Source organism: Dactylosporangium aurantiacum, assembly GCF_000716715.1.
In the GTDB taxonomy this organism is placed as follows: domain Bacteria; phylum Actinomycetota; class Actinomycetes; order Mycobacteriales; family Micromonosporaceae; genus Dactylosporangium; species Dactylosporangium aurantiacum.
The window spans coordinates 217,752-242,366 of sequence record NZ_JNYJ01000008.1; the positions used below are offsets into that span (position 1 = coordinate 217,752).

The 24,615-nt window shown below is 73.8% G+C and carries 20 protein-coding genes; 9 read left to right on the top strand and 11 right to left on the bottom strand.

What is annotated here, in order from left to right; all coding sequences use genetic code 11:
* Positions 1–12 precede the first annotated feature (12 nt).
* Positions 13–1,464, top strand: a complete 1,452-nt coding sequence (locus OP18_RS11975; protein ID WP_033358849.1) for an MFS transporter — start codon at positions 13–15, stop codon at positions 1,462–1,464.
* On the opposite strand, the gene OP18_RS11980 is transcribed toward OP18_RS11975, so the two are convergent.
* Positions 1,444–2,139 (bottom strand): TetR/AcrR family transcriptional regulator, encoded by a 696-nt coding sequence (locus OP18_RS11980; protein ID WP_033358962.1) that lies wholly within the window; start codon positions 2,137–2,139, stop codon positions 1,444–1,446. The two genes, OP18_RS11975 and OP18_RS11980, sit on opposite strands and share 21 nt — an antisense overlap.
* 151 nt (positions 2,140–2,290) lie before the next feature.
* Here OP18_RS11980 and serS point away from each other — a divergent pair, with 151 nt between their 5' ends.
* Positions 2,291–3,583 (top strand): serine--tRNA ligase, encoded by a 1,293-nt coding sequence (serS, locus tag OP18_RS11985; RefSeq protein ID WP_033358850.1) that lies wholly within the window; start codon positions 2,291–2,293, stop codon positions 3,581–3,583.
* A gap of 988 nt (positions 3,584–4,571) precedes the next feature.
* Here serS and OP18_RS11990 read toward each other — a convergent pair.
* From OP18_RS11990 to OP18_RS12000, 3 genes are all read right to left on the bottom strand, one after another.
* Positions 4,572–6,269, bottom strand: a complete 1,698-nt coding sequence (locus tag OP18_RS11990; RefSeq protein ID WP_156089453.1) for an NAD-binding protein — start codon at positions 6,267–6,269, stop codon at positions 4,572–4,574.
* Between the two features lie 692 nt (positions 6,270–6,961).
* Entirely contained in the window at positions 6,962–7,552 is a 591-nt protein-coding gene (locus tag OP18_RS11995) for a TMEM165/GDT1 family protein (RefSeq protein WP_033358851.1), read from the bottom strand.
* A gap of 249 nt (positions 7,553–7,801) precedes the next feature.
* Complete coding sequence (locus tag OP18_RS12000; protein ID WP_033358852.1) at positions 7,802–8,206, bottom strand: Fur family transcriptional regulator; 405 nt, start codon at positions 8,204–8,206, stop codon at positions 7,802–7,804.
* An 83-nt stretch (positions 8,207–8,289) separates the two neighbouring features.
* Here OP18_RS12000 and OP18_RS59585 point away from each other — a divergent pair, with 83 nt between their 5' ends.
* Positions 8,290–8,790 (top strand): effector-associated constant component EACC1, encoded by a 501-nt coding sequence (locus tag OP18_RS59585; RefSeq protein WP_063745490.1) that lies wholly within the window; start codon positions 8,290–8,292, stop codon positions 8,788–8,790.
* 11 nt (positions 8,791–8,801) lie between these two features.
* Complete coding sequence (locus tag OP18_RS12010) at positions 8,802–9,779, top strand: helix-turn-helix transcriptional regulator (RefSeq protein WP_033358853.1); 978 nt, start codon at positions 8,802–8,804, stop codon at positions 9,777–9,779.
* On the opposite strand, the gene OP18_RS12015 is transcribed toward OP18_RS12010, so the two are convergent.
* Complete coding sequence (locus OP18_RS12015; protein ID WP_033358854.1) at positions 9,770–10,684, bottom strand: SDR family oxidoreductase; 915 nt, start codon at positions 10,682–10,684, stop codon at positions 9,770–9,772. The genes OP18_RS12010 and OP18_RS12015 overlap by 10 nt on opposite strands.
* 54 nt (positions 10,685–10,738) lie before the next feature.
* Positions 10,739–11,080 carry a hypothetical protein gene (locus OP18_RS12020; RefSeq protein WP_033358965.1) on the bottom strand — a complete coding sequence of 114 codons (342 nt, stop codon included), beginning with the start codon at positions 11,078–11,080 and terminating at the stop codon, positions 10,739–10,741.
* A gap of 53 nt (positions 11,081–11,133) precedes the next feature.
* Here OP18_RS12020 and OP18_RS12025 point away from each other — a divergent pair, with 53 nt between their 5' ends.
* On the top strand, positions 11,134–12,408 hold the full coding sequence (locus tag OP18_RS12025; protein ID WP_052386572.1) for a CoA transferase: 1,275 nt from the start codon (positions 11,134–11,136) through the stop codon (positions 12,406–12,408).
* On the opposite strand, the gene OP18_RS12030 is transcribed toward OP18_RS12025, so the two are convergent.
* Together OP18_RS12030 and OP18_RS12035 are read right to left on the bottom strand one after the other, a co-directional pair.
* The gene (locus tag OP18_RS12030) at positions 12,378–13,685 is read right to left on the bottom strand and encodes a condensation domain-containing protein (RefSeq protein ID WP_081970659.1); all 1,308 of its coding nucleotides are present in this window, start codon (positions 13,683–13,685) and stop codon (positions 12,378–12,380) included. The two genes, OP18_RS12025 and OP18_RS12030, sit on opposite strands and share 31 nt — an antisense overlap.
* Before the next feature lie 175 nt (positions 13,686–13,860).
* A complete protein-coding gene (locus tag OP18_RS12035; protein ID WP_033358857.1) occupies positions 13,861–15,096 on the bottom strand; it encodes an ROK family transcriptional regulator in 1,236 nt (411 codons plus the stop codon).
* A gap of 197 nt (positions 15,097–15,293) precedes the next feature.
* On the opposite strand from OP18_RS12035, the gene OP18_RS12040 reads away from it, so the two are divergent.
* The 3 genes from OP18_RS12040 (at position 15,294) to OP18_RS12050 (ending at position 17,167) form a co-directional block, all read left to right on the top strand.
* Complete coding sequence (locus OP18_RS12040; protein ID WP_033358966.1) at positions 15,294–15,830, top strand: YciI family protein; 537 nt, start codon at positions 15,294–15,296, stop codon at positions 15,828–15,830.
* 90 nt (positions 15,831–15,920) lie between these two features.
* On the top strand, positions 15,921–16,271 hold the full coding sequence (locus OP18_RS12045; RefSeq protein WP_063745491.1) for a hypothetical protein: 351 nt from the start codon (positions 15,921–15,923) through the stop codon (positions 16,269–16,271).
* Between the two features lie 53 nt (positions 16,272–16,324).
* A complete protein-coding gene (locus OP18_RS12050; protein WP_081970660.1) occupies positions 16,325–17,167 on the top strand; it encodes a universal stress protein in 843 nt (280 codons plus the stop codon).
* Positions 17,168–17,202: 35 nt separating this feature from the next.
* Here OP18_RS12050 and OP18_RS12055 read toward each other — a convergent pair whose 3' ends face one another.
* Together OP18_RS12055 and OP18_RS12060 are read right to left on the bottom strand one after the other, a co-directional pair.
* A complete protein-coding gene (locus tag OP18_RS12055; RefSeq protein WP_081970661.1) occupies positions 17,203–18,453 on the bottom strand; it encodes an aminotransferase class I/II-fold pyridoxal phosphate-dependent enzyme in 1,251 nt (416 codons plus the stop codon).
* A gap of 22 nt (positions 18,454–18,475) precedes the next feature.
* Complete coding sequence (locus OP18_RS12060) at positions 18,476–21,520, bottom strand: EAL domain-containing protein (RefSeq protein WP_156089454.1); 3,045 nt, start codon at positions 21,518–21,520, stop codon at positions 18,476–18,478.
* A 443-nt stretch (positions 21,521–21,963) separates the two neighbouring features.
* Between OP18_RS12060 and OP18_RS12065 the strand changes: the two genes are divergently transcribed.
* A complete protein-coding gene (locus OP18_RS12065) occupies positions 21,964–23,367 on the top strand; it encodes a glycoside hydrolase family 6 protein (protein ID WP_033358859.1) in 1,404 nt (467 codons plus the stop codon).
* Positions 23,368–23,482: 115 nt separating this feature from the next.
* Here the strand turns inward: OP18_RS12065 and OP18_RS12070 are convergent, their stop codons facing one another.
* Positions 23,483–24,607, bottom strand: a complete 1,125-nt coding sequence (locus OP18_RS12070; protein WP_033358860.1) for an MFS transporter — start codon at positions 24,605–24,607, stop codon at positions 23,483–23,485.
* Positions 24,608–24,615: the final 8 nt, after the last annotated feature.

A 24,615-nucleotide genomic window follows, 5' to 3' on the forward strand; every position in this document is an offset into this window, starting at 1 on the left:
AGGTTCTACCGCATGGCCTCACTCGCGTACGGCAGCCCGGCCGGTCGCTGGGTCCTCGCCGCGACGATCCTCGGCTCCGGCATCGCGGCGATCGACGCGACCGTCGTCGGTATCGCGCTGCCGGCGATCGGCCGCGCGTTCGACACCGACCTGCAGACCCTGCAGTGGGTGGTCACGTCGTACACCCTCGCCCTCGCCGGGCTGCTGCTCATCGCCGGGGCGCTCGGCGACCGGTACGGGCGGCGGCGGGTCTTCCTCATCGGCGTCATCTGGTTCGCGCTCGCGTCGGTGCTGTGCGGCGCGGCACCGGACGCGCCGACCCTCATCGCCGCCCGGGCCCTGCAGGGGGTCGGCGCGGCCCTGCTCACCCCGGGCAGCCTCGCCATCCTGCAGGCGTCGTTCCGCCCCGAGGACCGCGGCCGCGCCATCGGCGCCTGGTCCGGCCTCGGCGGGGTCGCCACCGCCATCGGCCCGTTCCTCGGCGGCTGGCTCGTCGGCGCCGCCTCCTGGCGGCTGATCTTCGCGATCAACGTCCCGATCGCCGCCGCCGTCGTGTACCTCACCTGGCGGCACGTCCCCGAGTCCCGCGACGCCACCGCCACCGGCCCCGTCGACGTCACCGGCGGCGTCCTCGTCACCGCCGGCCTGGTCGGCGTCACGTACGGGCTCATCGACGGCTTCTCCCCCGTGCCCCTCGCCGCCGGGGCGGCGGTGCTGGCCGCGTTCGTGTGGTGGGAGCGGCGCACCGCCCACCCGATGCTGCCGCTGGACCTGTTCGCCTCCGCCCAGTTCAGCGCCACCAACGCCGTCACGTTCGTGGTCTACGGCGCCATCGGCGGCGCCCTGTTCCTGCTGCCGATCCAGCTGCAGCAGAGCTCCGGGTACACGCCGCTGCAGGCCGGCGTGTCGCTGCTGCCGATCACCGTCATCATGCTGCTGCTGTCGGCCCGCTCCGGCGCCCTCGCCGGGCGGATCGGGCCCCGTCTGCAGATGAGCGCCGGGCCGGTCGTCGTCGGCGCCGGGATGGCGCTGTTCACCCGGGTCGGCACCGGCGGCTCGTACGTCGCCGACGTCCTGCCGGCCGTCGCGGTCCTCGGCCTGGGGCTCGCCACGACGGTCGCGCCGCTCACCGCGACCGCGCTGTCCTCGGCCCGGGCCAGCCACGCGGGCATGGCGTCGGCGGTGAACAACGACGTCGCCCGGGCGGCCGGGCTGATCGCCGTGGCCGTGCTGCCGGCGGCGGCCGGGATCAGCGGGACGGCGTACCTGCACCCGGACGAGCTCACCGCGGGCTTCCACACGGCGGTGCTCATCTGCGCCGGGCTGTGCGTGCTGGCGGGCGCGGTGGCGGCGCTGACGATCCGCAACCCGAAACAGCCGCCGGCGGCCACGGCCGCGCCGCGGCACTGCGCCGTCGACGCGCCTCCCGCCGCCGCGCCGGTCTCAGGTCAGCAGGCCACGTAGGACACCGCGGATGGTGCGTTCCAACAGGTCCGGCGCCTCCGGCGGGGGTGCCGCGGCGGTGAACGCGGCCGTGAGGTGCGGATGGGTCACCGGGTCGAGCATGGCGAACAGCTGCGCCGCGGCGGCCTGCTGCCGCTGGACGGCCTGCGGGTCGTCGGGCGGCGGGTTCATCGGCGTCGGCGTGGCGAACAGGGTCACCACGCCGGTCAGTACCGCCACCGCCTCCATCTTCACGCTCGCCGGCTGCGGCAGCGGGGCCATGATCGCCAGGCAGCGCTCGAAGTAGGTGATGGTGTTGGGCCCGAACGTGCTCACCCGGCGGGCCGCCTCGCTCAGCCAGGGGTGGCGCCGGTACAGGGCGAGCTGGTCGCGGGCGACGCCGATGAGGCCGTCGAGCCAGTCACCGGCGGCCGGGGCGCCGGCCGGCAGCTCGCTCAGCGCCGCGTCGACCATCAGGTCGAGCAGGTCGTCGCGGGAGGACAGGTAGCGGTACAGCGAGCCGGCCGCGGTGTCGAGGGCGGCGGCGACGGCCCGCATCGACACGGCGTCGAGACCGCCCTGGTCGGCGAGGGCCGTGGCGGCGGCGACGATCTCGGCGCGGGTGTGCTGCGGGACCGGACCCCGCGACCGGCGGTCGGGCCGGCTCCAGACCGACTCCCGGGGCGTGGCGGGCATGCCGACAAGCATAAACCGCGAACACCGTTCGCCGTTATGCGCCGCTCCGGGCGGGAACGGGTGGCGGCGACGGCAGGAGGAAAATCTGTCGGACGCACCCGGTAACATCCCAGGCGTCCCGAAAAACCCTAGCCAAAGGTGCGCGGCAACCATGCTCGACATCGAGTTGATTCGCAAGGACCGGGCCTTCGTCGAGGCCGCTCTGTCCAAGAGGCTCGAGCCGTCCGAGGTGTCCCGCGTCCTGAGCTCCATCGCCGAGCTCGACAAGCAGCGCCGCGAGCTCATCGGCGACATCGACGCCGAGCGGGCCCGCCGCAAGGAGGAGGCCCGCGCCTTCGGCGCCGCGAAGGCCGCCGGCCAGGCCGTCGAGCCGACCACCCGGGACTCGAAGGCGGCGCTGCAGGAGCTCGAGGACCGCCTCGCCGCCGTGCAGGAGCAGCTCACCACCGTGATGAGCGAGCTGCCCAACCTGCCCGCCGACGACGTCGTGGCCGGCGGCAAGGAGGCCAACGTCGTGGTGAAGGTCTTCGGCGAGGCGCCGAAGATCGAGCACGTCCGCGACCACGTCACCCTCGCCAGCGAGCTGGGCCTCGTCGACTTCGAGCGCGGCGTCAAGCTCGGCGGCTCCGGCTTCTGGATCTACACCGGCTGGGGCGCCCGCCTCGAGTGGGCCCTCGTCAACTGGTTCATCGACCGGCACTTCGCCGCCGGCTACCAGTTCATGCTCCCGCCGCACCTGCTGCTCGACTCGGCCGGCTATGCCGCGGGCCAGTTCCCGAAGTTCTACGACGACGTGTTCCACATCGCCACCGACGGCGAGGAGCGTGGCCGCTTCCTGCTGCCGACGTCGGAGACCGCGATCCTCGGCGCCTACCAGAACGAGATCTTCGATACGGCCGACCTGCCGCACAAGGCGTATGCCTACACGCCCTGCTACCGCAGCGAGAAGGCCGGCTCCCACTCCGACGAGCGCGGCACGGTCCGCGGCCACCAGTTCAACAAGGTCGAGATCTTCCAGTTCACCACCCCCGAGGACGGCGAGAAGACCCTCGAGGAGATGGTCGACTACGCCGAGGACCTGGTGAGCTCGCTCGGCCTGCACTTCCGCCGCTCCCTGCTCGCCGCCGGCGACTCCAGCGCCTCGATGCGCAAGACCATCGACATCGAGGTGTGGATGCCCAGCACCGGCAAGTACAAGGAGGTCTCGTCGGTCTCCTGGGCCGGCGACTACCAGGCCCGCCGCGCCGGCATCCGCTACCGGGTCCCCGGCTCGAAGAACAACCGGTTCGTCCACACGCTCAACGGTTCGGCCCTCGCCACCAGCCGCATTTTCCCGGCCATCCTGGAGCAGTTCCAGCAGGAGGACGGCTCGGTCCTGGTCCCCGAGGTGCTCCGCGACAAGGTCGGCACCGACCGCATCGTGAAGCCCACCAAGCGCCGCTGACCGCGCCTGTTGACCGTTACCGGCGCTGATCGCGTCACCCTGATCGCATCACCCTGATCGCACCGGGAGGTGACCCGGCCGGTCCATCGACCGGGCCGCCTTCCGGTGCAGGGTTGCTGCGTGCTGCCCGGTGCGTGGCCGGGTTGGCCGGGATGGCCGGGATGGCCCAGGAGGCCGGGCTGCTCAGGATCCGCGGCGATGGCGAGCCGGGCTGCCCCGCGTAACCCGGCAACTCGGCACTCCGGCGGTGGTGCGGCCAGGTCGCCCGCGACAGCTTGCCGGCGACAGCTTGCCCGCGTCATCGTGCCCGCGACGTGGCCGGGCGACCTGGCTGGTCGTGGCCGGGGTGGCTCGGCGCCCGGAGTTCCGGTGGTGGGTCAGGCGGACGATAACGGCGTGGTCATCGCGGAGCAGGCCGGCGGCGGCGGAGCCGGGACCAGCCGCCGGGCGAAGCCGCGTGCCAGGCGGGTGCGGGTGTCGAGGTCCGGGCATCGCGTTCGTGCCTGATTGGGACCGGTTCGATCGTCCTTTCCGGGTTCGGGTCGGGTCGCGTGATCCAGCCGGTGGTCTTGCCTGGCCGGTGGGGGGTCGTGGTGGAAGACGTCGCTCTCGGCGGCGAAGCCCGGTGGTGAACCGTTGCGGGTGCGCAAGGTTGCTCGGTAGCCGCGGGCTGGCTGTCGGTGCACATGGCGGGAGTGCCGGTGTCGCAGACCTGTCCTGAACGCCTCCGGGGCCCGTCGCCACGGGGCGGGTCGTCCCGGTCTGGATCGCGTCCGGCGCACCGCGGGCCGCTTCCGTCGGCACGAGCGCCGGCCCGGTCCCGGCAGGCGACGTCCGCGCACGGTGGGTGAACCCGACCCCGCACTCGCGGCCGTGTCCGTCAGCGAGACGGCCGCCACGGCGGCCATGCGGGCCGAGGCGGTCATCCACGCGGGATCCGGCCTCGGCCTGACCGGGCCCGGGCATGCGACGCGGCGCCGGTGCTCTGCTACGAAACGGGCGGTGCGGACTCCTGAGCGGCGGCACTGGCCCGGCGGACCAGGTTGGTGAGCGCCGACCCACGCGCCACGACGAGCAACCGGTCCTCCACGGTGAGCTGCCGCTGCCGGGAAGCGACGGGGTCAAGGAGTTGACCATCGGACAAGGCAACTCCGGCCAGGCGTACCGCGCCTGCCCGATCGACCTCGGTGGCGGGCTGGCCGACGAGCGGCGCGCCGGCGGCGACGGAGACCTCGGCCACGAGCAGCTCCCGGTAGCCGATGGGGATGGCGGCGAGAATCTCGCGGTTGAGCAGGGCCGTGGCGAACGCCGCGGCCGCCGGCGCCGAGACACTGTGCGACACGGCAAAATTGAACGCCCGGCGCGCGCGTTCCGCCCGGAGGTCCGACACCCGCAGCACGACCCGGGCCTCGGGAGCGAGCTCGCGGCCGGTCAACGCGGCCTGCAGGTTGGCCATGTCGTCGCGTCCGAGCACGACCAGCGTCCGGCAGGTCTCGACCCTCGCCGCGGTGAGCGTCGCCTCGGTGCTGGCATCGCCGACAATCACTGGGATGCCGGCCCGGCGTGCGGAGTGGACGCCGGGCGCGTCGGCCCGCTTGTCGATGCCGACCGCTTCGACGCCGAGGTCGTGCAGATACCGCATCACCTGCGTACCGAGACTGCCCAGACCCGCGATCACGACGTGGTCGCGCCAGGCCGGCTGAGCCAGGTACTGGCGTACGGTGTACAGGAAGGCGCCGAGCGCCGGGATCAGCGCCACGCCGGCGACGGTCAGCAGGAGCTGCATCACCTGCGGGGCCGTCGATCCGGTGGGATCCAGGTTGCCGCCGGTGACCGTGGTCTGGAAGGTCAGGTAGAACACCTGCCACACCGACATCTGTGGAAGGGTGCGCGCCAGCAGCCAGCCCAGCACGACCGTGGCGAGCAGGATCGCAACGAGTGCCACGCCGGTCGGGCGGGTCACCAGCAGAGCGGCGGCGCGGGCGGCCCGCGGGACGCCGCGTGGCCGCCACCGCATGCGCCAGCCGACCGGCGGGGACCAGTTCCGTTCAACGGGCCTCAGGTGTGCCAGGACCACGTCCGTGTCGCGATCGTCCGCTGGTAGCAGCTGCACGGCTGCCGGGTCGCGGGTGTCGATGAGCCCGCACACGATGTGATCCGGCGGTACGTGGTCACGCCGGGCGATGTACATCGTGTGCCCGGCGTACCGGAAGTGCGTCGGTGCCACCTCACCGAGCGCCGCGGCGACGAACGTGGGCGCGGCCAGCGCGGCGTCCGACAGCACGGTACAGCTGCCGAACAGTGGCCGGATCTGCGTTGCGAGCCGCTGGTTGAACATGCGCAGCACGAAACGCGCCTCCGGCCGCACCGCCTGGGCCTCCAGCGCCGCGGTGATGTTGGTCAGGTCATCGGCGTACAGCAGCGCCACCCCGGTGGCGGCCTCCATGCCGGCGGACCGGAACACCGCCTCGTCCAGCCGCTTGACGCGCCTCACCTGGACCGGCCGCGCCGCCACGTCATCGGGGTCCAATTGCGACGGCCCGTTCACCAGGATCAACGTCACCTGCGCCCCGTCCTCGACCAACGCGTCCACCACATACATGGTCAGCGTGTCGTCGCCGCAGACGATGTACCGGTCCCGGGCACCGTCGTCCGCCGGGCCGGGCTGTGCGGCCGTCGCAGTCACACCCGAAGGATAGAGGCAACCGCCGGGTCCCTCGGTGCGCCGCGCGTGCCGGGTGGTCACCTGCGGCACCCGCTCCACGGACGTCCTGCGAATGCCCGCGGGCTGGCGGGCGGACGCACCGACGGATGGCCAGGCCCAGCGGACCTCACGACCGAAGGGCGCGCTGTCCACCAGGCGCCGCACGTAGGCGGCTGCGCGCCCGACCGGAGACGGGCCGAACGCGTCACCCGGGCCGACGGGGCCACGGCGTCAAGCCCGACGGCACCCCGGCCGGTCGCACCCGCCGCAACCGCCCAGACGCCGGATCGCGGCAGCAACACCACCGTGCACTACCCGAGGGATACACCAGGGCGACCCCGATCCACCGCGGTGCGGCGGTCCACCAGGTCGCACCCGCGGCCGGCGGTGTGCGGCAGACCCATCCCCTCCGACCGCGGACCGCCGGCCCACAGCCGGCGCAGCCCGGCAGCCGCACCCGCGCCAGCCCGGCAGCGCACCCGCGCCAGCCCGGTGCGGCACGGCCCACCCAGCCCACCGGCTGACGCCAGGCAGACCTCACCGCGCCAGCTGCCGGACGGCCGATCCAGGAGCGGTGCACCGCGGCGGCCGGAGGTTCGGCCCCGGCCGGGGTGCCGGCGGTGCCCCGGCCCATTCGTTGGTCACGGGCCCCGCCGGTCGGCGGGCGGGCGGGGTCAGAGGAGCTCGCGGAGGGCCTCCACCAGCAGCCAGGCGCCGAACAGGACGAACAGGGTGGCCGCGCCGTACTTGATGGCGCGTTCCGGGAGGCGCTTGCCGAGCAGGCGGCCGAGCAGGATGGCGAGGGCGTCGGCGGCGACCATGCCGATGGTGGAGCCCAGCCAGGTGCCGAACCAGCCGTGCTGGGTGGCGAGGGTGATGGTGGCGAGCATGGTCTTGTCGCCCAGCTCGGCGAGGAAGAAGGCGACGCCGACGGCGACGATGGCGGAGCGGGTGGTGGGCTGGGCGGCCTTGTCGCGTTCGGCGTCGGTGAGGGTGTCGCCGCGCAGGGTCCAGGCGCCGAAGGCGAAGAACGCCAGGGCGGCGACGAGGGAGATCCAGCCGGTGGGGAGGGCGGCGCCGAGGCCGTAGCCGACGGCGACGGACACGAGGTGCACGACGGCGGTGGCGACGGTGATGCCGATGAGGACCGGCATGGTCTTGAACCTGGTCGCGAACGTCAAAGCCATCAGCTGGGACTTGTCGCCGAGCTCGGCGACGAAGATGACGCCGAAGCTGATGGCGAGGGCAGCGAGGAAACCGCTCATGTGGTGCAGACAACCTTCCCGGGACGGTGCCGGGAGGAGGGCACGGACGACCTCGACCCGGCTTGTTCAGCCTGAGTCGAAGGTCTCGTCCGCCCCATGAACGCCGACCTGGGCGGTCGGTGCCATCCGGCCGTGAGGGGCCGGGACGGGGCCGCGTGGCCGGGGACGCGAGCGCCCCAGTATGTCGACCACGCAGTTGAGGGACTACTCCCCTTCGCGCACCCTCACCCTACCCGATCGCCCCCGGGATCACCTGGCGCAACGGCCGCAGGTGCCGAAGATCTCAAGGGTGTGGCTCACGTCGGTGAAGCCGTGCTCCTCGCCGATGCGGTCGGCCCAGCGCTCCACGGCGGGGCCGAGGACCTCGACGGTGCGGCCGCAGCCGCGGCACACCAGGTGATGGTGGTGGCGGTCGCTGCAGCGGCGGTACCGGGTGTCGCTGCCGGGCACCTGCATGACGTCGATCTCGTTGGTCTCGGCGAGCAGCTGCAGTGTGCGGTACACGGTGGTGAGGCCGACGTTGGCGCCGCGTTCGCGGAGCATGACGTGCAACTCCTGCGCGCTGTGGAACCCGTCGACGTTGCTGAGCAGCGTCATCACGGCGTCGCGCTGGCGGGTGTTGCGCCTGGCGGGGTGCTGCTCCACGTCGTTCACGAGTCGAAGCCTAGGTCGTCCACCCGAAAAAGCTTAGCGTGGCCTCACCGGATCGGTGGCGGCGCGCACGGTACCGTGCCGTCGTGGACATCAGGCTCGAGGTCGACGACGAGGACTCCCTCCGGATGCTGTACCGGTGGCTGCGCGACGACGAGATCCGCCGCGCGGTGCCGGTGACCCTGACCCCGACGCCGCCGCGGCCGGGCGAGATGGGTGCCGCGTTCGAGGTCATCAACGCCGTGGTGAGCAACGGTATCGCGCTCGGCGGCCTGCTCGTCGCGGTGGCGGCGTGGCGCTCGTCGCTGCCACGGGCGCCGCGGGTGCGGATCCGGCACGGGGACACGGTGGTGGAGCTGGACGGCACCCCCGACGAGATCCGCCGCGTCGTCGACGCCCTCGACCCGCCCGCCGACCCGCAACCGCAACCGCAGCCGACCAGCCAGACCGACCCGCAGCCGCAGCCGCAGCCGCAGCCGACCAGCCAGACCGACCCGCAGCCGCAACCGCAGCCGCGCACCGACCCGCAGCCGCAGCCGCAGCCGACCAGCCAGACCGACCCGCAGCCGCGCACCGACCGGGAGTAGGACGGCAGGCGGTGCGCGCGTCCCGGCTCATCTCGCTGGTGCTGCTGCTGCAGGCCGGCGGCACCGTCACCGCCGCCGAGCTGGCCGAGGCCCTCGAGGTGTCGGAGCGCACCATCTACCGCGACATCCTCGCCCTGTCCGCCGCCGGTGTGCCCGTGTACGCCGAGCAGGGCCGCGCCGGCGGGTACCGGCTGCTGGACGGGTACCGGACGAAGCTCAACGGCCTCAGCCGGGCCGAGGCGGAGGCGCTGTTCCTGTCGGGGCTGCCGGGGCCGGTCCGGGACATGGGCCTCGGCGACGTGCTCGCCGTCGCCGAGCTGAAGGTCGCCGCGGCGCTGCCGGCCCCGATCCGCGACGCCGCCGGCCGGGCCCGGCAGCGGTTCCACCTCGACGTGCCCGGCTGGTTCGAGGATCCGGCGCAGCCGCCGCCGTGGCTGGCGGACCTGGCCCGCGCCGTCTGGGACGACCGGGTGGTGCGGCTGCGGTACGAGCGCCGCGAGGTCGTCACCCGCACCGTCGAGCCGTACGGCCTGGTGCTCAAGAACGGCGCCTGGTATCTCGTCGGGCGGGTCGGCGGTGACCTGCGCGTGTACCGGGTCGACCGGATCGTGGAGCTGACCGCGGACGGGACGGCGTTCACCCGGGACCCGGGGTTCGACCTGGCCGCGTTCTGGGCGGTCCGCGCCGACGAGTTCGTCCGGCGGGTCCTGGCGGAGCGGGTCACGATCCGGGTCACCCCGGCGGGGCTGCGGCTGCTGCGGTACGCGGTGGAGGCCCTGGCGGTGCGCGACGCCCTCGCCGGCTGGGAGGAGCGGCACCGCCCGGCCGACGAGCAGGGCCGGGTGGTGCTGGAGCTGCCGGTGGAGTCCGTCGGCGTCGCCTACACGCAGCTGCTGCGGCTCGGCCCGGAGGTCGAGGTGCTCGCCCCGCAGGAGCTGCGCGACCTGATGCGCGCCGCCGCCGACCGGATGACCGCGCTCTACCGGTAGCCGGTCGCGTCGGCGGGCCTGCCCGCCTCGTGCACCTCGCGGAAGTACCGGAACCAGTCGGGCCGGCTGCCGTCGAGGTCGGTGAACCCGTACACGCCGGACAGCTGCCCGCTGGACAGCGACTGGCCGTTCCACCGGGCGACGTCCGGGTCGGCGGCGAGCGCGGCGACGGCCCGCCCCACGTACGCCGGCGACTCCGAGATCACGAAGTGCGGCTCCTTCGCGGTCGCGTCGAGCCAGTTCGCCTCGGTGACGCCGTAGTGTTCGAGCATCATCTCCGAGCGCAGCCAGCCGGGTGTGATCGCGACCGCGGTCGCGCCGTGCGCCTTGAGCTCGTGCGCCTGCGCGAACGCCAGCCGCAGCACCGACGTCTTGGCCAGGTCGTAGAAGAACGACACCCGGTAGGTGTCGGCGTTGTACTCGGTGGTGCCGTCGGTGACCTCGACGACGAGCCCGCCGGGGCGGCGGATGAGCAGCGGCAGCGCGGCGTGGCTGGTGATGATGTGGGTGTCGACGGCGAGGCGCAGGATGTGCAGGCCGGTCTCCAGGGAGTCCTCCCACAGCGGCTTGTCCCAGGTGAACAGCCCCTCGGCGCCCCAGATGTCGTTGACGAGCACGTCGAGGCGGCCCTGCTCGGCGTCGATGCGGGCGACGAGGTCGCGCACCTGCTGCGGCACGAGGTGGTCGACCTGCACGGCGATGCCGACGCCGCCGGCCGCGGTGACCAGCTCCGCGGTCTCCTCGATCGTCTCCGGCCGGTTCATCTCCGACGGCTGCCGCCGGGTGGTGCGCCCGGTCGCATACACGGTGGCGCCGGCGGCGCCCAGCTGCACCGCGATCTGCCGGCCGGCGCCCCGGGTGGCCCCGGCGACCAGCGCGACCTTGCCTTTCAGTGGTGTGTTCATACCGGTGACGGTGCCAGGAAAACCTGACAACCGATGTCCGACTTTCTCAAAAGCTCAGCGGAGCTTGCCGTCGACGCGGGGCCGGCGTACCCCTTCCACGGCGACGCACAGGCCGTACACCTTCGCGTGGCCGGTCCAGCCGTTGACCCGGCCCCGGTTGTTGGAGATCTGCACCCGCGCCCCGGCGGTGTCGACGGCCGAGACCAGGTGCAGGTAGACCGTGCCGGCGACCCTGGCCAGGACGATGTCGCCGGCCTCGACCTTCGCCGGGTCGACCGGGCCGACCGTCACCAGCTGCCGGCTGCGGATCAGCGGCACCATCGACGAGCCGGTCGGCCGGAACTGGACCGTCGCGCCGCCGGCGACCCGCGCGGCGACCATGTCAAGCGCACCCATCGTGACGCAGAGCATGCACCCGGCGCGGCGGGGTGTCGAGCGAGAATGCACGGATGAGCGTCGAGATCCACGGTCCCGCCGTCCCCGGGTCCCTGGCGGCACCCCTGGCGGTCGCCGGCTGCGCGACCGCGGCGGTGGCCAGGTGCCTGGACGCCGCCGCCGACCTCGCCGAGGCCCGCACCGGCCGGCGGCCCGCGGTCGCCCTGGACACCGGGCACGTCGCCGCCGCGGTGCGGGCCGAGGCGCTGCTGCGCGACCCGGCCGGTGCGGGTGTCGGCGGGTTCGCCCCGCTGTCGCGGCTGTGGCCGGCCGCCGACGGCTGGGTCCGCACCCACGCCAACTACCCGTGGCACCGCGCCGCGCTCCTGGCCGCCCTCGGCACGGACGAGGCCGGTGTGGCCGCCGCGATCGAGGCCCGGCCCGCCGAGGAGGTCGAGCGGCTCGTGTACGGCGCGGGCGGCCTCGCCGTCGCCGCCCGCGAGCCGGGCCGCTGGCCCGACCCGGAGCCCGACGCGCCGCTGGTGTGCATGACGCCCCTGCCGGGCACCGCCCGCCCGCTGGCCGCGGCCGGGCCGCTGCCGGCGTCCGGGATCCGGGTGCTCGACCTGACCAGGGTCATCGCCGGCCCGGCCGGCACCCGGATGCTCGGCGCGCTCGGCGCCGACGTGCTGCGCGTGGACGACCCGGCCCGCCCGGAGCTGCCGATGCACGCCGTCGACGGGGTCGTCGGCAAGGCCAGCACCGTCCTGGACGCCGGCACCCCGGCCGGCCTGGACACCCTGCACCGGCTGCTCGCCGGCGCCGACGTGCTCGTCACCGGGTACCGCCCGGGCGCGCTGCGCCGGTTCGGACTCGACCCGGACCAGGTCGCCGACCGGCACCCCGGCACGGTCGTGGTGACGCTGTCGGCGTGGGGGACGACCGGTCCGTGGGGCGCCCGGCGCGGCTTCGACAGCCTGGTCCAGGTCGCGACCGGCATCGCCCGGCGCATGCGGGACGGCACCGGCCGGCCCGGCGCGCTGCCGTGCCAGCTGCTGGACCACGCGACCGGGTACCTCGCCGCCGCCGGGGCGCTCGCCGCGCTCGCCGGGCGGGCCCGCACCGGCGCCGCCGCCCACGTCGAGGTGTCGCTCGCCCGGACCGCCCGCTGGCTGCTGGACACCCCCGCCGACCCGGCGGCGCCGGACGACACGCCGGTCGCGCCGTACCTGGCGCCGCTCGGCAACGGCTGGACCGGTGTGCGCCCGCCGGGCACGCTCGACGGCGCGCCCCTCACCTGGCCGCACCTGCCGCCGTCCTACGGCACGGCGGCCGCCGCCTGGGGCTGAGCGGCCGACACCGCGATGTCCCGCATGGCGTGCAGCACCGCCGCCCCGTCGGCCGGCGACACGTGCGCGGCGTCGAGGTAGACGGTGAGCCGTACCGCGGCCGCGCCGTCGCAGGTGGCGTCGTCGACGTGCACGAACAGCGGCTCGAACGTCGGCGCGTCCTGCCGCCCCACCCACCGGAACCCGTCCGGCGCGTCGGCCGTGCCCGCGCCGCGCCGGTCGTTGAAGTAGCAGCCGAGCTCGATCGGGGCGCCCCGCTCCCGGCCGACCCGCTCGACGAGGTCCGCCATCTGCGCCTGGTGGAAGTAGGCGTACTTGTACGCCGTCAGCGCCGCCCGGCCGGCCCGGCCCAGCAGCTCGTCGAACGGCCCGTCGCCCACGTCGAGGCGGAACAGGCCGGCCTGCGCCAGGGTGCACACCACGTCGGCGAGGCCGGGCCGGAACCGGTTGCTGGTGACCGGCCGGATCACCACCGGGTCCACGCCGACGACCCGGCGCAGCGCCGCCGCGTACAGGGTCAGCAGCACGGTCGCGGACTCCACGCCGGCGCGGGCGCTGATCGCCTCCACCGCCGCCGGCAGCGCCGCCGAGGTGAGCTCGCCGTGCCAGTACCGCGGCGACATCCGCACCGGCGGCGGGGGGAACCTGACCGGTTCGACCTGCCGCACGATGCGCTCCCAGTGCCGCTGCGCGTGCTCGTTGTGCCGACGGCCGGCCGGTGAGCACTGCCACTCGGCCTGGGCGAGCGGCTGCAACCCGGTGACCGGCGCCGTCGCGCGGGCGGCGACCTCGGTCATCATCGTGACCGCCCCGGCGGCGTCGGTGACGAAGTGGCTGACCAGCAGCACCACGTGCGTGAGGACCGGCCCGCGGCGCACCACGGCGTAGCGCACCGGCCACTGCGTGGTGAAGTCCATCGGCGTGTCGCGCAGCTGCTCGTGTACGGCGGCGGCGACCGCGTCCGGGTCGTCCTGCCCGGCGTCGTGGACGTCGACGACGAGCTCGCCGGTCGCGTGCACGACCTGCTCCGGCCGGCCGTGCGGGCCGGACCTGAGCCGGGTGCGCATCGGCTGGTACCGCCCCATCAGGTACCGCACCTCGTCGGCGACGTCGTCGAGCGTGGTGCCGGCCGGCAGCGGCCGGACCCCGCCGAGCGGCAGCCAGGTGCCCTGCTTGACGATCGCCGACCAGTTCTCCAGCTGGCCCCACGACAGCTCGCCGCTGCCGGACCCGTCGCCCGCGAACCCCACGACCATCCGTTCCGGCGCAACAACCATCGCCGGTCCTCCTCGGTTTTGTACTTTCGGCGGCAAAGTTTTCACATCGTGCCGCAAGAAGTCCGCATCCACCATGGTGCATTGAGCCAATTGACATCGGGCCGGTGGGCGGGCGCACACGGTCGAGCCCGGCCTGGCGGGTGCGCCGGGCCGGGTTTCTCCGCCGGTTCGTGGGCTAGTTGGTGGGGCGGCGCAGGGTGGCGAGGATCGAGTCGCGGACCGCGGAGCGCCCCGCCTCCTGGGCGCCGAGCAGCGCCGCGTCGTCCTGCAGGGTGCTGGTGGCGATCGCGGTCTCCAGCGGCGCCGCCTCGGCCAGCGCGGTCGCGACCGCGGCGCCGAGGATCGGGCCGCCGGCCTGGCCGACCTCGCCGCCGATGACGACCAGCGGCGGGTCGAGCACGGCCACGACCGCGGACAGGCCGATGGCGATCCGGCCGGCGAGGGTGGTGACGAAGCTGCGGGCCGCGTCGTCCCGGTCCGCGGCACGGGCGACCGCGGCGGCCATGGTGCCGGCGGCGGTGCTCTCCCGCAGGCCGTACTCGGCGGCGAGGTCGAGCACGGCGCCGCCGCCGACGAGGTCCTGGAAGTCGACGCGGCCGGTGAACCCGCGGCCACCGGTGACGCCCGGCAGCATCATCGGCATGTACCCGATCTCGCCGGCGCCGCCGCGGGCGCCGCGCAGCAGGGTGCCGCCGAGGTCGATGGCCAGGCCCAGGCCGGCCTCGCCGAGCCACAGCAGCGCGAAGCTCTCCGCGTCGCGGCCGGCGCCGTGGGCGCGTTCGGCGACGGCGGCGAGGTTCACGTCGTTGTCCACGCCGACCGGCACGCCGAGGCGGCGGCGCAGGTCGTCGACGAGCCCGGGCCGCCCCCAGCCGGGGACCTCGACGTGGTGCAGCACGTCGGTGCGCGGGTCGTACGAGCCGGCGACGGCGATCTGCACCTGCGCGACCGGGTCGGGCGCGATCCGCGCCTCCTTGCACACGTCCTGCACGGCGTCGACGACGGCGGAGACCGGGTCGGTGCGGGTGAAGTCGACGGCGAGCTCCAGCCGCCCGCGGACGGTCCCGGCGAGGTCGGTCACCGCCGCGGACACCGCCGGCAGCCCCGAACCCGACGAGCCGAGCGGGTCGAAGGCCCGGTCCCGCACGGACAGCGCGACGGAGTACGCCGCGTCCGGGTTCACCGCGTACACCTCGGCGTTGGGGCCGGGTCCGGCGCTGACGTAGCCGACGACGGTGACCAGCTTCGCCTCCGTGAGCCGCCGCAGCGCCTCGGAGATCGTGGGCTTGGACAGGCCGGTCAGCTCCCGCAGGTCGCTGCGCGTAAGGGTGCCGCGTTCGAGGACATGACTCAGGGCCGCCGCGTCGTTCATGGCCCTGAGCAGCTTGGACGATCCGCCGAGGTGCGTCATGGTGGCTCGAACCGTATGGGCGCCCGTCGGCGGGTGTCAATCGCCAGGCACCGTCGGGTGGCCGTCACCGAGGCTCACGAAAGCGGCGAAAACCGTAGAAATGGAATGACGGGTGGATCCGGCGCCGGCCGACGCCGCCGGCGCGACGGTGCTGGCGGCGCAGGTGCCGTCCTGACCACATGGCAGACTGCCGCACCATGCTGCATTTCGTCTGGGGCGTCGATGTCCCCGGCACCGGACCGTTGCGCGAGAAGCTGGTCGAGGAGCACTGGTCGTACATGGACCGCTTCGTCGAGGAACTGACCGCCCGTGGCCCGACGTTGACCGCCGACCGCACCGAGGCGACGGGCAGCATCCACATCGTCGAGCTACCCGACGTCGCCACGGCGCGGGCGTTCGCGTTCGACGAGCCGAACTTCCGCGCCGGCGTCTACGATCCCGTGCTGCTGCTGCGGTACGAGGACACCCTCGGCGGCACCATGTGGCAGCACGCCACCGGCGCAGGCGACGGCTTCCTGCTCATCGGGCACGCGGCACCCGGCACCGTGCCGCCACCGGCCGGCCCTGCGGCGCCGGGCACGCTCGCCCGCGGTGAGCTGTACTCCCACGACGACGGCGGCTGGGTCGGCACCGCGGCGCTGGTCGAAGCCGCGCAGGTCCGCTTCGGCGACGTCCTGCCCGGCCGGTACGACGAGACCGAGATCCACCCGTGGTGCATGGGCGGACGCCGGTAGCCGACTCCCAACCCTGCGGTCCGGGCCGCGGACGTGTACGGTGCCGCTCGATTGATTCATCTGGTTCGTCGCGATGGGAGCGCGGGTGCCATGCACATCAACGACTTTTTGAGCGCGATCCCGATCGGTCTGCTCATCGGTGTCCTGGGCCGGCTGGTCCTGCCGGGCCGCCAGTCGATCGGGCTGTTCATCACGTTCCTCATCGGCGTCGGCGCGGCCCTGCTCGGCACGCTCGTCGCCGAGCTGGTCAACGTCGACGACAAGGCCCTGGTGAAGGTCTGGAAGATCGAGTGGAGCTGGTGGGAGCTGGCGATCCAGGTCCTGTTCGCCACGATCGGCATCGGGCTGGCCAACATGCTGACGTACACCAGGCTCGCCTCCGGCAACCCGAAGCCCCGCAAGCGCACGACCCGCCGCCGGAAGAAGAAGTCCGAGGACTGACGCCCGCCCCCGCTGGCGTTGTCGATGCCTGTCCCGCGAGGGACGTTGGATGCATGGACAGACCAGTGGTCGTCGGCGTCGACGGTTCAGTGGCGAGTCTCGGTGCGGTGCGGTGGGCCGCCGACGAGGCCGCCCGGCACAACCGGCCGCTGCGGATCGTGCATGCGATGAGCTGGGAGGGCCCCGCCGACAGCCAGGGCGTGGTCCTCGACGCGGCCGCCGACGCGCGGGGCTGGCAGCCGGGCATCTCCGTGGAGACGGTCACGGTGGGCGGCCCCGCCGCGCGGGTGCTGCAGGAGCAGTCCCGCGCCGCGAGCCTGGTGGCGATCGGCGGCAGACCCCACGAGGGCGGCCTGCTCAACTCGTCGGTCGGCGCCCACCTGGCCGCGTACGCCCACTGCCCCGTCCTCGTCGTCAACCGCGGCGAACGCTGGCTGACCGAGGACCGGCGCCCCCTGGACCGCTGGCCCGGCCCGCCCGCCGCGGACCGCGCCGGCCCCGGCGCCGACCCGTTCACGGCCCAGCCGGGCACCGCCCCGGTCGTGGTCGGCGTCGACGGCTCCCAGTCGAGCTGGCGGGCCCTCGAGTTCGCCTACGACGAGGCCCGCTCGCGCGACGTCCCCCTGGTCGCCGTGCACGCCGGCCACGACCGCCCGCACACCACCGTGTACGCCGACCTGGCCCCGTGGCTGCGCCGCCACCGCGACGTCGACGCCAGGTTCGCCGGCATGGACGAGCCGGTGCTGGAGGCTCTGACGGCAGCGGCGGACACCGCCCTGCTGCTGGTCGTCGGCGCGCACCGGGTCTGCTGGTTCGAGCAACCCCGGCCGAACCCGCGTACCCAGCTGATCGTGCACCACGCGGCGAGCCCGGTCCTGGTGACCCGCAGCGTCTGACCCGCGGCGGCTGACCGGCGGCGTCCGAGGGATGGTCAGCTGGCGCTCGTCTCGCGGGCCGACTGGAACACGTCCGCCGCCGCCAGTTCGCTGATCACCGCGTTCAGCTCGTCGATCTGCTCGTCGGTGTTCGCGGCCGTGACCTGCACCCGGAACCCCACCTGGTCGCGTGGCACGCCCGGATACGGCGCGAGGGTCACGAACAGCCCGCGCCGCCACAGCAGCTCCGACACCTCGACGAGGTCGCGGTCCAGGGCGATCGGCAGCTCGATGATCGGGGTGTCGTCGGTGTTCGGGGTGAAGATGCCGAGGCCGCGGACGTGCTGCAGCACGCGGGTCGACATCCGGTGCAGGTCGGCGCGCAGCTTGTCGCCGCGCTCGGCGTTGACGTCGAAGCCGGCCAGGACCGTGGCGAGGGACGCGGTCGGTGACGGGCCCGAGTACAGGTACGGGGCGGCGGCGGACTTGAGGCGGTTCTTCAGCACGGTCGGCACCGCGAGGAAGGCCAGCAGCGACGAGTACGCCTTGGAGAACCCGCCGACGAGCACGACGTCGTCGTAGGACTCGCCGAAGTACCGCACGATGCTGTTGCCGCGGGTGCCGTACGGCGAGGTCTCGTCCGACGCGCGCTCGCCGATGACGCCGAAGCCGTGCGCGTCGTCGACGTACAGGATCGCCCCGTGCGCCCGGCACAGGTCCAGGTACGTGGCGATGCGCGGGATGTTGCCGGTCATGCTGTTGACGCCGTCCATGCAGACCAGGACCGGGCCGGGCAGGTCGGTGGCGAGCAGCGAGGCCAGCTCGTCGATCGTCTTGAACCGTTTCACTGTGGCACCCAGACCACGGGCGTGCACGCAGCCGTCCCAGATGGTCTTGTGCGCGCGGCTGTCGACGAGCAGCGTGCCCTGCTGCGCGAGGACCGGGATGACCGACAGGTGGATCTGCGTGATCGTGGGCAGCACGAGGGTGTCGGGGGTGCCGAGCAGGTCGGCGAGGCGTTCCTCGATCTGCGGGTACAGCGCCGGGTTGCCCAGCATCCGCGACCAGCTGGGGTGGGTGCCCCAGCGGCGCAGCTCGCCCTCGACGGCGTCGATGATCTGCGGCTCGAGGTCGAAGCCGAGGTAGTTGCACGACGCCCAGTCGGTGAGCCAGTGCTCGCCGACGCGGATCCTGCGGCCGTCGATCTCGTCGATGACGGCGTCGTAGTAGCGGGTGCTGGCGCGCAGGTGGGCGATGCCGCTGTAGCGCGGGTCGTCGTCGACAGCAGCGGCGAGGTGGTTGAGCACAAATCCTCCGTGGGCCCTATGGTCAGGCCGCCGTCCGACTTCCCCGTTGAAGCCCCGACGCTTCCTCCAACAACCATTGACTCGCGTCACCGTAGCTCAACGGCCTGGAGAACAAGTACCCCTGCCCCAAATGGCAGCCCATCGTCACCAGCAGGTCACGCTCAGCCTCGGTTTCGATGCCTTCGGCCACGATCTGCAGCTGCAGGATCGCGGCGAGCTGCACGATCATGTCGACGACGGCGTGCTGCTCGGCGGAGGACGCGATGGTGTCGATGAAGCTCTTGTCGAGCTTGAGCACGTCGACGGGGAGGCGGCGCAGGTACGACAGCGACGAGAACCCGGTGCCGAAGTCGTCGATGGCGATGCGGACGCCGGCCTCGCGCAGCTCGGCGAGCTCGGCGGCGACCTCGCCGTCGTCGTGCAGCAGCAGGCTCTCGGTCATCTCCAGCAGCAGGCTCGCCGGCGGCAGGCCCATCCGGTCGATCTCCTGCAGCACCCAGCGGGCGAAGCCCTGCTCCCGGCCGCGGAACTGGCGGGCGGAGACGTTGACCGACACGTACACGTCCTCGCCGGGGTGCAGCAGGCGCCACTGCGCGGCGGCCTCGACCGCGTTGCGCAGCACCCACGCACCGAGCGGCACGATGAGGCCGCTCTCCTCGGCGACGGAGATGAACTCGGCCGGGGGCACCATGCCGCGGGTCGGGTGGTTCCACCGCACGAGGGCCTCGAAGCCGTGGGTGCGGCGGTCGCCGATGGCGACGATCGGCTGGAAGTGCAGCAGGAACGCGCCGTCGGCGATGGCCCGGTCCAGGTCGGCGCGCAGCTTGTGCCGCTCGACGACGGCGCTGTGCAGCGACGACTCGTAGCGCCGCCAGCGGTCCTTGCCGGCGTCCTTGGCGACGTACACGGCGAGGTCGGCGTGGCGCAGCAGGTCCTGGGCGTCGGCGGCCTCGGCGGTCGTGGCCACCCCGATGCTGGCGGTGGCGGTGACGTCGCCGTGCGGCAGCTCGAACGGGGCGGCGAAGCTCGCGAGGACCTTCTCCGCGACGCGTTCGACGTCGGCGGCGGTGCCGGCGCGGCGGACCAGCGCGGCGAACTCGTCGCCGCCGAGGCGGGCGACGGTGCCGGCCGCGCCGTAGGAGCCGTCGACGGAGCGCAGCGCCTCGGTGAGCCGCTTGCCGACCGCGACGAGCAGCGCGTCGCCGGCGCTGTGGCCGAGGGTGTCGTTGACGACCTTGAAGTCGTCGAGCTCCATGATGAGCACGCCGACCGTCGCGCCGTTCTCGGCGCCGGAGCTGACCGCCTCCTGCACCCGCCCGAGGAACACCTCGCGGTTCGGCAGGCCGGTCAGGGCGTCGAAGGTGGCGCGCTGGTACAGCTCCGCCTGCAGCCGGCTGCGTTCGGTGACGTCGCGGAGGGTGACGACGATGCCGCCGACGGTCGGCTCGCCGCGCAGGTCGCGGAAGGTGGCCTCGACCAGGGCGGGCCGGCCGTCGGCACCGACCACGCGCAGGTCGTCGCCGGGGCGGTCGACGCCGCGGGTGCGCAGCTCGTGCAGGCGGCGGTCGACCTCGACGAGGCTCTCCTTCGCGAACGCCATCGGCAGCGGGGTGCCGTCGAGCTCGTCGCTGCCGAACAGGGCCCGCGCCGACGGGCTGGCGTAGCGGATCTGGTCGTGGTCGCCGACGATGAGGATGACGTCGGCGGTCTCCAGCACGAGGGTGCGGAAGTACGCCTCGCTGTTGCGCCGGCCGATCTCCTCGCCGAGGGCGATGCGTTCCAGGGCGAGGGCGGCCTGGGTGGCGAGGATCTGCGCGGCCTCCTGCACGCCGACGAGCGTCACCTCGTCCGAGGCGATGTAGAGCGCCCGTCCCGACTCGCGGCCCTCGACCGGCGCCAGGGGGCAGCAGAGGGTGACCTCGAAGTCACCGAGCTCCTCGGCGAGCGCCGGGGCGAGGCTGCGCGTGTACGGCATCGACACGGCCCCGTCGCCGGCCGGGGCGAGCACGACCCGGTGCGGCCGGCCGAGGGGCAGCAGCTCGGCGATCGCGGTGCGCGCCGTCGCCGTGACGCCGGCCTCGTCGGTCGCCATGAGCAGCGCCGCACCGGCCCGGCGCAGCCGGCGCTCGCGCTGCACGGTGCGCCGCTGCACGTTGACGGCCCGGCCGAGGCGCAGCAGCACCATGCCGGACAGCAGCGCCGAGGAGGCGGCGATGACGGTGGCGTCGTGGACCTCGCCGGTGCGCATCTCGAAGTACAGCACGCACGGCGCGATGAACAGGGCCAGCCCGAGCAGCAGCAGCCGGCCGAAGTGCTCCTCGCCGGCGCGGTGCACCTTGGGCTCGGTGAGGTCGCGCATGGACGGGTGCAGCGCCGCGACGCCCCACAGCACGTAGAACGCGGCCCATCCGAGGTCGACCGGGCCGCCGGTCTCCCAGACGCCGTTGAGCTGCTTGAGCCCGTAGCCGACGTCGGCGCTGAGCAGGCCGATCCCGCCGGCGGCCAGCAGCAGCAGGGCCGGGCTGCGCCGCACGGTGCTGATGAGCCGCGCGCCGACGGCGAGCACGACGATGTCGGCCAGGGGATAGGCGATGGAGATGCTCTTCTCCAGCACCGACAGGGCCGGGTCCTCGACGTAGGGCCGGATGAGGAAGATGTACGACAGCAGCCCGAGCCCGGCGGTGACGGTGACCGCGTCGTACAGGCCGTTCGGGTCGCGCCGGGCCACCCCGATGTGGATCAGGCCGATGAGCGCGGCCGCGATCAGCACGTACACGGCCAGGTAGAAGCCGTCGGCGACGGACGGGAAGCCCTGCCGGTCCAGCACGCGGGTGAGCACGTCGGCGATGAGGTCGCCGGTGATGAACGAGGCGACGGCGCCGGCGAGCAGGAACCAGGGTGCGCGGCGGCGGGGCCGGTTGATGCGCACGCCGGTGACGATGGCCGCGACGCTGAGCCCGCCGATCGCCGACCACAGGACCAGGTGCAGGGAGGGCAGCGCGAAATTGGCCGCCACGAGGGCAGCCATGATCACGCAGTAGCCGGCCAGCACCCTACGCGGCGACACGCATCCCTCCCGACCGTCACGGTGGCGGCCCCGACGCTACCCAGTGACACCCGTAAACGCCCCATCGGCACGGGGCCGGTCCCATTTAGGCTTTTTGGCGAGGGGAGCCATCGGCCTGCCCTCACCGTAGATTGTTTGCTGCCGAATGAGGAATACCTTGCAAGCAGGTGCCATGTGGCGCCGACCAGGGTTTTTGCGGCATTCGAGGGCTATGTGGAGTTTGCCGTACCCAGCCCTGTCGATCTTGGGTACCGGCTGCGGTCGCGCCATCTACGGTGCGCAATCGTTCACGAATTCATTCACTTCATTCGGCAAAAGGTAACTTTCACGCCATCTCGGCGCATCACCGCTGGTCGCCGCCGCGACCGGCGCCGGTGCGTGGACCGGTGGACGGCGCCCGCCGTACGGTCGGCCTTCCCGTGACCCCCGGAAGGACCAGCACCGTGCTCCGATCGCTTCGAAAGTGGCAGACGGCGGTCGCCGCGCTCGCCGCCGTCACCGCCGGCACCGCCGGGCTGTGGCTGGCCGGCGGCGGCTCGGCCAGCGCCGGCACCATCAGCGGCACGTTCTACCGTGACCCCGACTCGCAGGTGGTGCGCTGGCTCGCGGCCAACCCCGGCGACTCGCGCGCCGCCCTGATCCGCGACCGCATCGGCGTGCAGCCGCAGTCGCGCTGGTTCACCAACCCCAACACCGCCGCCACCACCAGCGGGGTGCAGTCCTACGTCGGCGCCGCCAACGCCGCCGGACAGATCCCCGTCGTCGTCGCCTACGCCATCCCCAACCGCGACTGCGGCGGCGCCTCCGCCGGCGGGACGACGAACCTGACCGAGTACGCGGCGTGGGTGCGCGCGTTCGCCGCCGGGCTGGGCAACCGCACCGCCGTGGTGGTGCTCGAGCCGGACTCCCTGGCGCTGCAGACCTGCCTGGACAGCGCCGGCGTGGCCGCCCGCGCCAACGCACTGGCCAACGCGGTCACCACCATCAAGCAGGCGAACCCGCAGGCGAAGGTGTACCTCGACGCCGGCCACTCCGCCTGGAACTCCGCCGGCGAGCAGGCCAACCGGCTCGTCGCCGCGGGCGTGCGCAACGCCGACGGCTTCTACAGCAACGTGTCGAACTTCCGCACCACCTCGGACGAGATCGCGTACGGCCGCAACGTCCTCAACGCGATCGGCGCCGGGAACCTGCACCAGATCATCGACACCAGCCGCAACGGCCGCGGCCCGAACGGCAGCCAGTGGTGCGACCCGTCCGGCCGCGGTGTCGGCGTCGCCCCGACCACCAACACCGGCGAGGCGACCGTCGACGCGTTCGTCTGGGTCAAGCTCCCCGGTGAGGCCGACGGGTGCGCCGCCGCGGCCGGGCAGTTCGTGCCGGACCTGGCGTACCAGCTGGCGCTGAACGGGGTCGTGTCGTCCCCGCCGCCGTCCTCGCCCTCGGCGTCGCAGTCGCAGTCGCCGTCGGCGTCCGCGTCGCCGTCGAAGTCGCCGTCCTCGTCGCCGTCCTCGTCGCCGTCGGCGCCGACCGGCACCGGGTGCTCGGTGGCGTACCGGGTCGACAGCCAGTGGAACAACGGCTTCACCGCGACCGTGACGATCACCAACCGCGGCCCGGCCGCCGTCAACGGCTGGACGCTCACCTTCACGTTCCCCGGTGACCAGCGCATCAGCAACGCCTGGAACGCCACCGCGACGCAGAGCGGGACGTCGGTCTCGGTCCGTGACGGCGGCTGGAACGGCAGCATCCCCGTCGGGGGCACCGCCAGCTTCGGCTTCCAGGCCGGCTACTCGGGCACGAACGCCGCCGCCACCGGCTTCAAGCTCAACGGCACCACCTGCTCCTGACCGGCCGGCGGGGCCGGGGTCGTCGGCGGCCCCGGCCCCGCCCCGGCGGCAGCGACGTCGTGGCCGGAGGGCGTCACCGGCGCCCCCGGCCACGCCGCTGCCGCCCGCCGGACCGTCAGCGGCGTCCGGCGGCCACCAGCGGCACCAGCGCGAGGGCGCCGGTGAGGGCGGCCACGAGCAGCACTCCCCCGGCCGCCCACGCCCCGAACAACGCCAGCGCCGACAGCTCCGTGGCCAGGGCCGCCACCGACGTGACGGTGGCCCGCGACGCGCCGTCGACCACCCGCTGCAGCCGGGCGTCGACGAGGACCAGGACGTAGCGGTAGCCGCCGTAGAAGACCGCCACGAGCACGATCCCGGCCGGCACCCGCAGCACCCCGGCCGCAGCGAGCGCCGTGGCGGCGGCGCCGAGCAGTGCCGACTGCAGCGCCGGCGGCGGTGTTGCGGTGTACGCGACCAGCCCGGCCCCCGCCGCGCCGCCCAGCGTGACGACGAGGACCAGCACCGGGTTCAGCCCGGTCGGCACGCCCCAGCCGGCGGCGAGGAGCGAGAAGTACTCGTCGACCGCGTCGAGCCCCGCGATCGCCGCCAGGGCGAGGACCGCGACCCGCACCGCCGGCACGCGGGCCGCCTGCCCGACCCCGTCCCGCAGCGTGGCGAGATACCCCCGCGGCCCGTCGTCCTCCGGGGTGCCGTCCGGCACCGCCACGGTGCCCGGCGCGGGCGTGGCGGGTGGGCGCAGGCGCAGGGCGAGGGCGGCGGCGCACAGGCAGACGGCGACGCTGACCCAGCCGACCAGGGCGTAGCCGCCGGCGGGGAACAGCAGCGCCGCCGCGCCGGCCGCGGGCACCTGGGCGAGGAGGCCGGCGGCGGCGACCCGGCCGGCGACGCGGGCGTACCGGTCCTGCGCCCCGGCGGCGGCGAGGCCGTCGTAGAGCAGCGCCTCCAGGGCACCGCTGGACAGGGCGCCGCCGACGCCCCAGACGACGAAGCCGGCGGCGAACACCCATCCGCCGGGCGCCACCGTCCACAGGGCGAACGCGGCCGCCTGCAGCAGTCCGGCCGCGACGAGCGCGCCGCGGCGCGACCACCGGTCGGCGAGCGCGCCGGTGGGCACCTCGGCGAGGATCCCGGTGCCCGACCACAGGGCGAACAGCAGCGAGATCTGCCCGTCGCCGAGCCCGGTGTCGGTGAACAGCAGCGCGTACAGCGAATACAGCGGCAGGGCGTCGGACAGCAGCGCCCAGC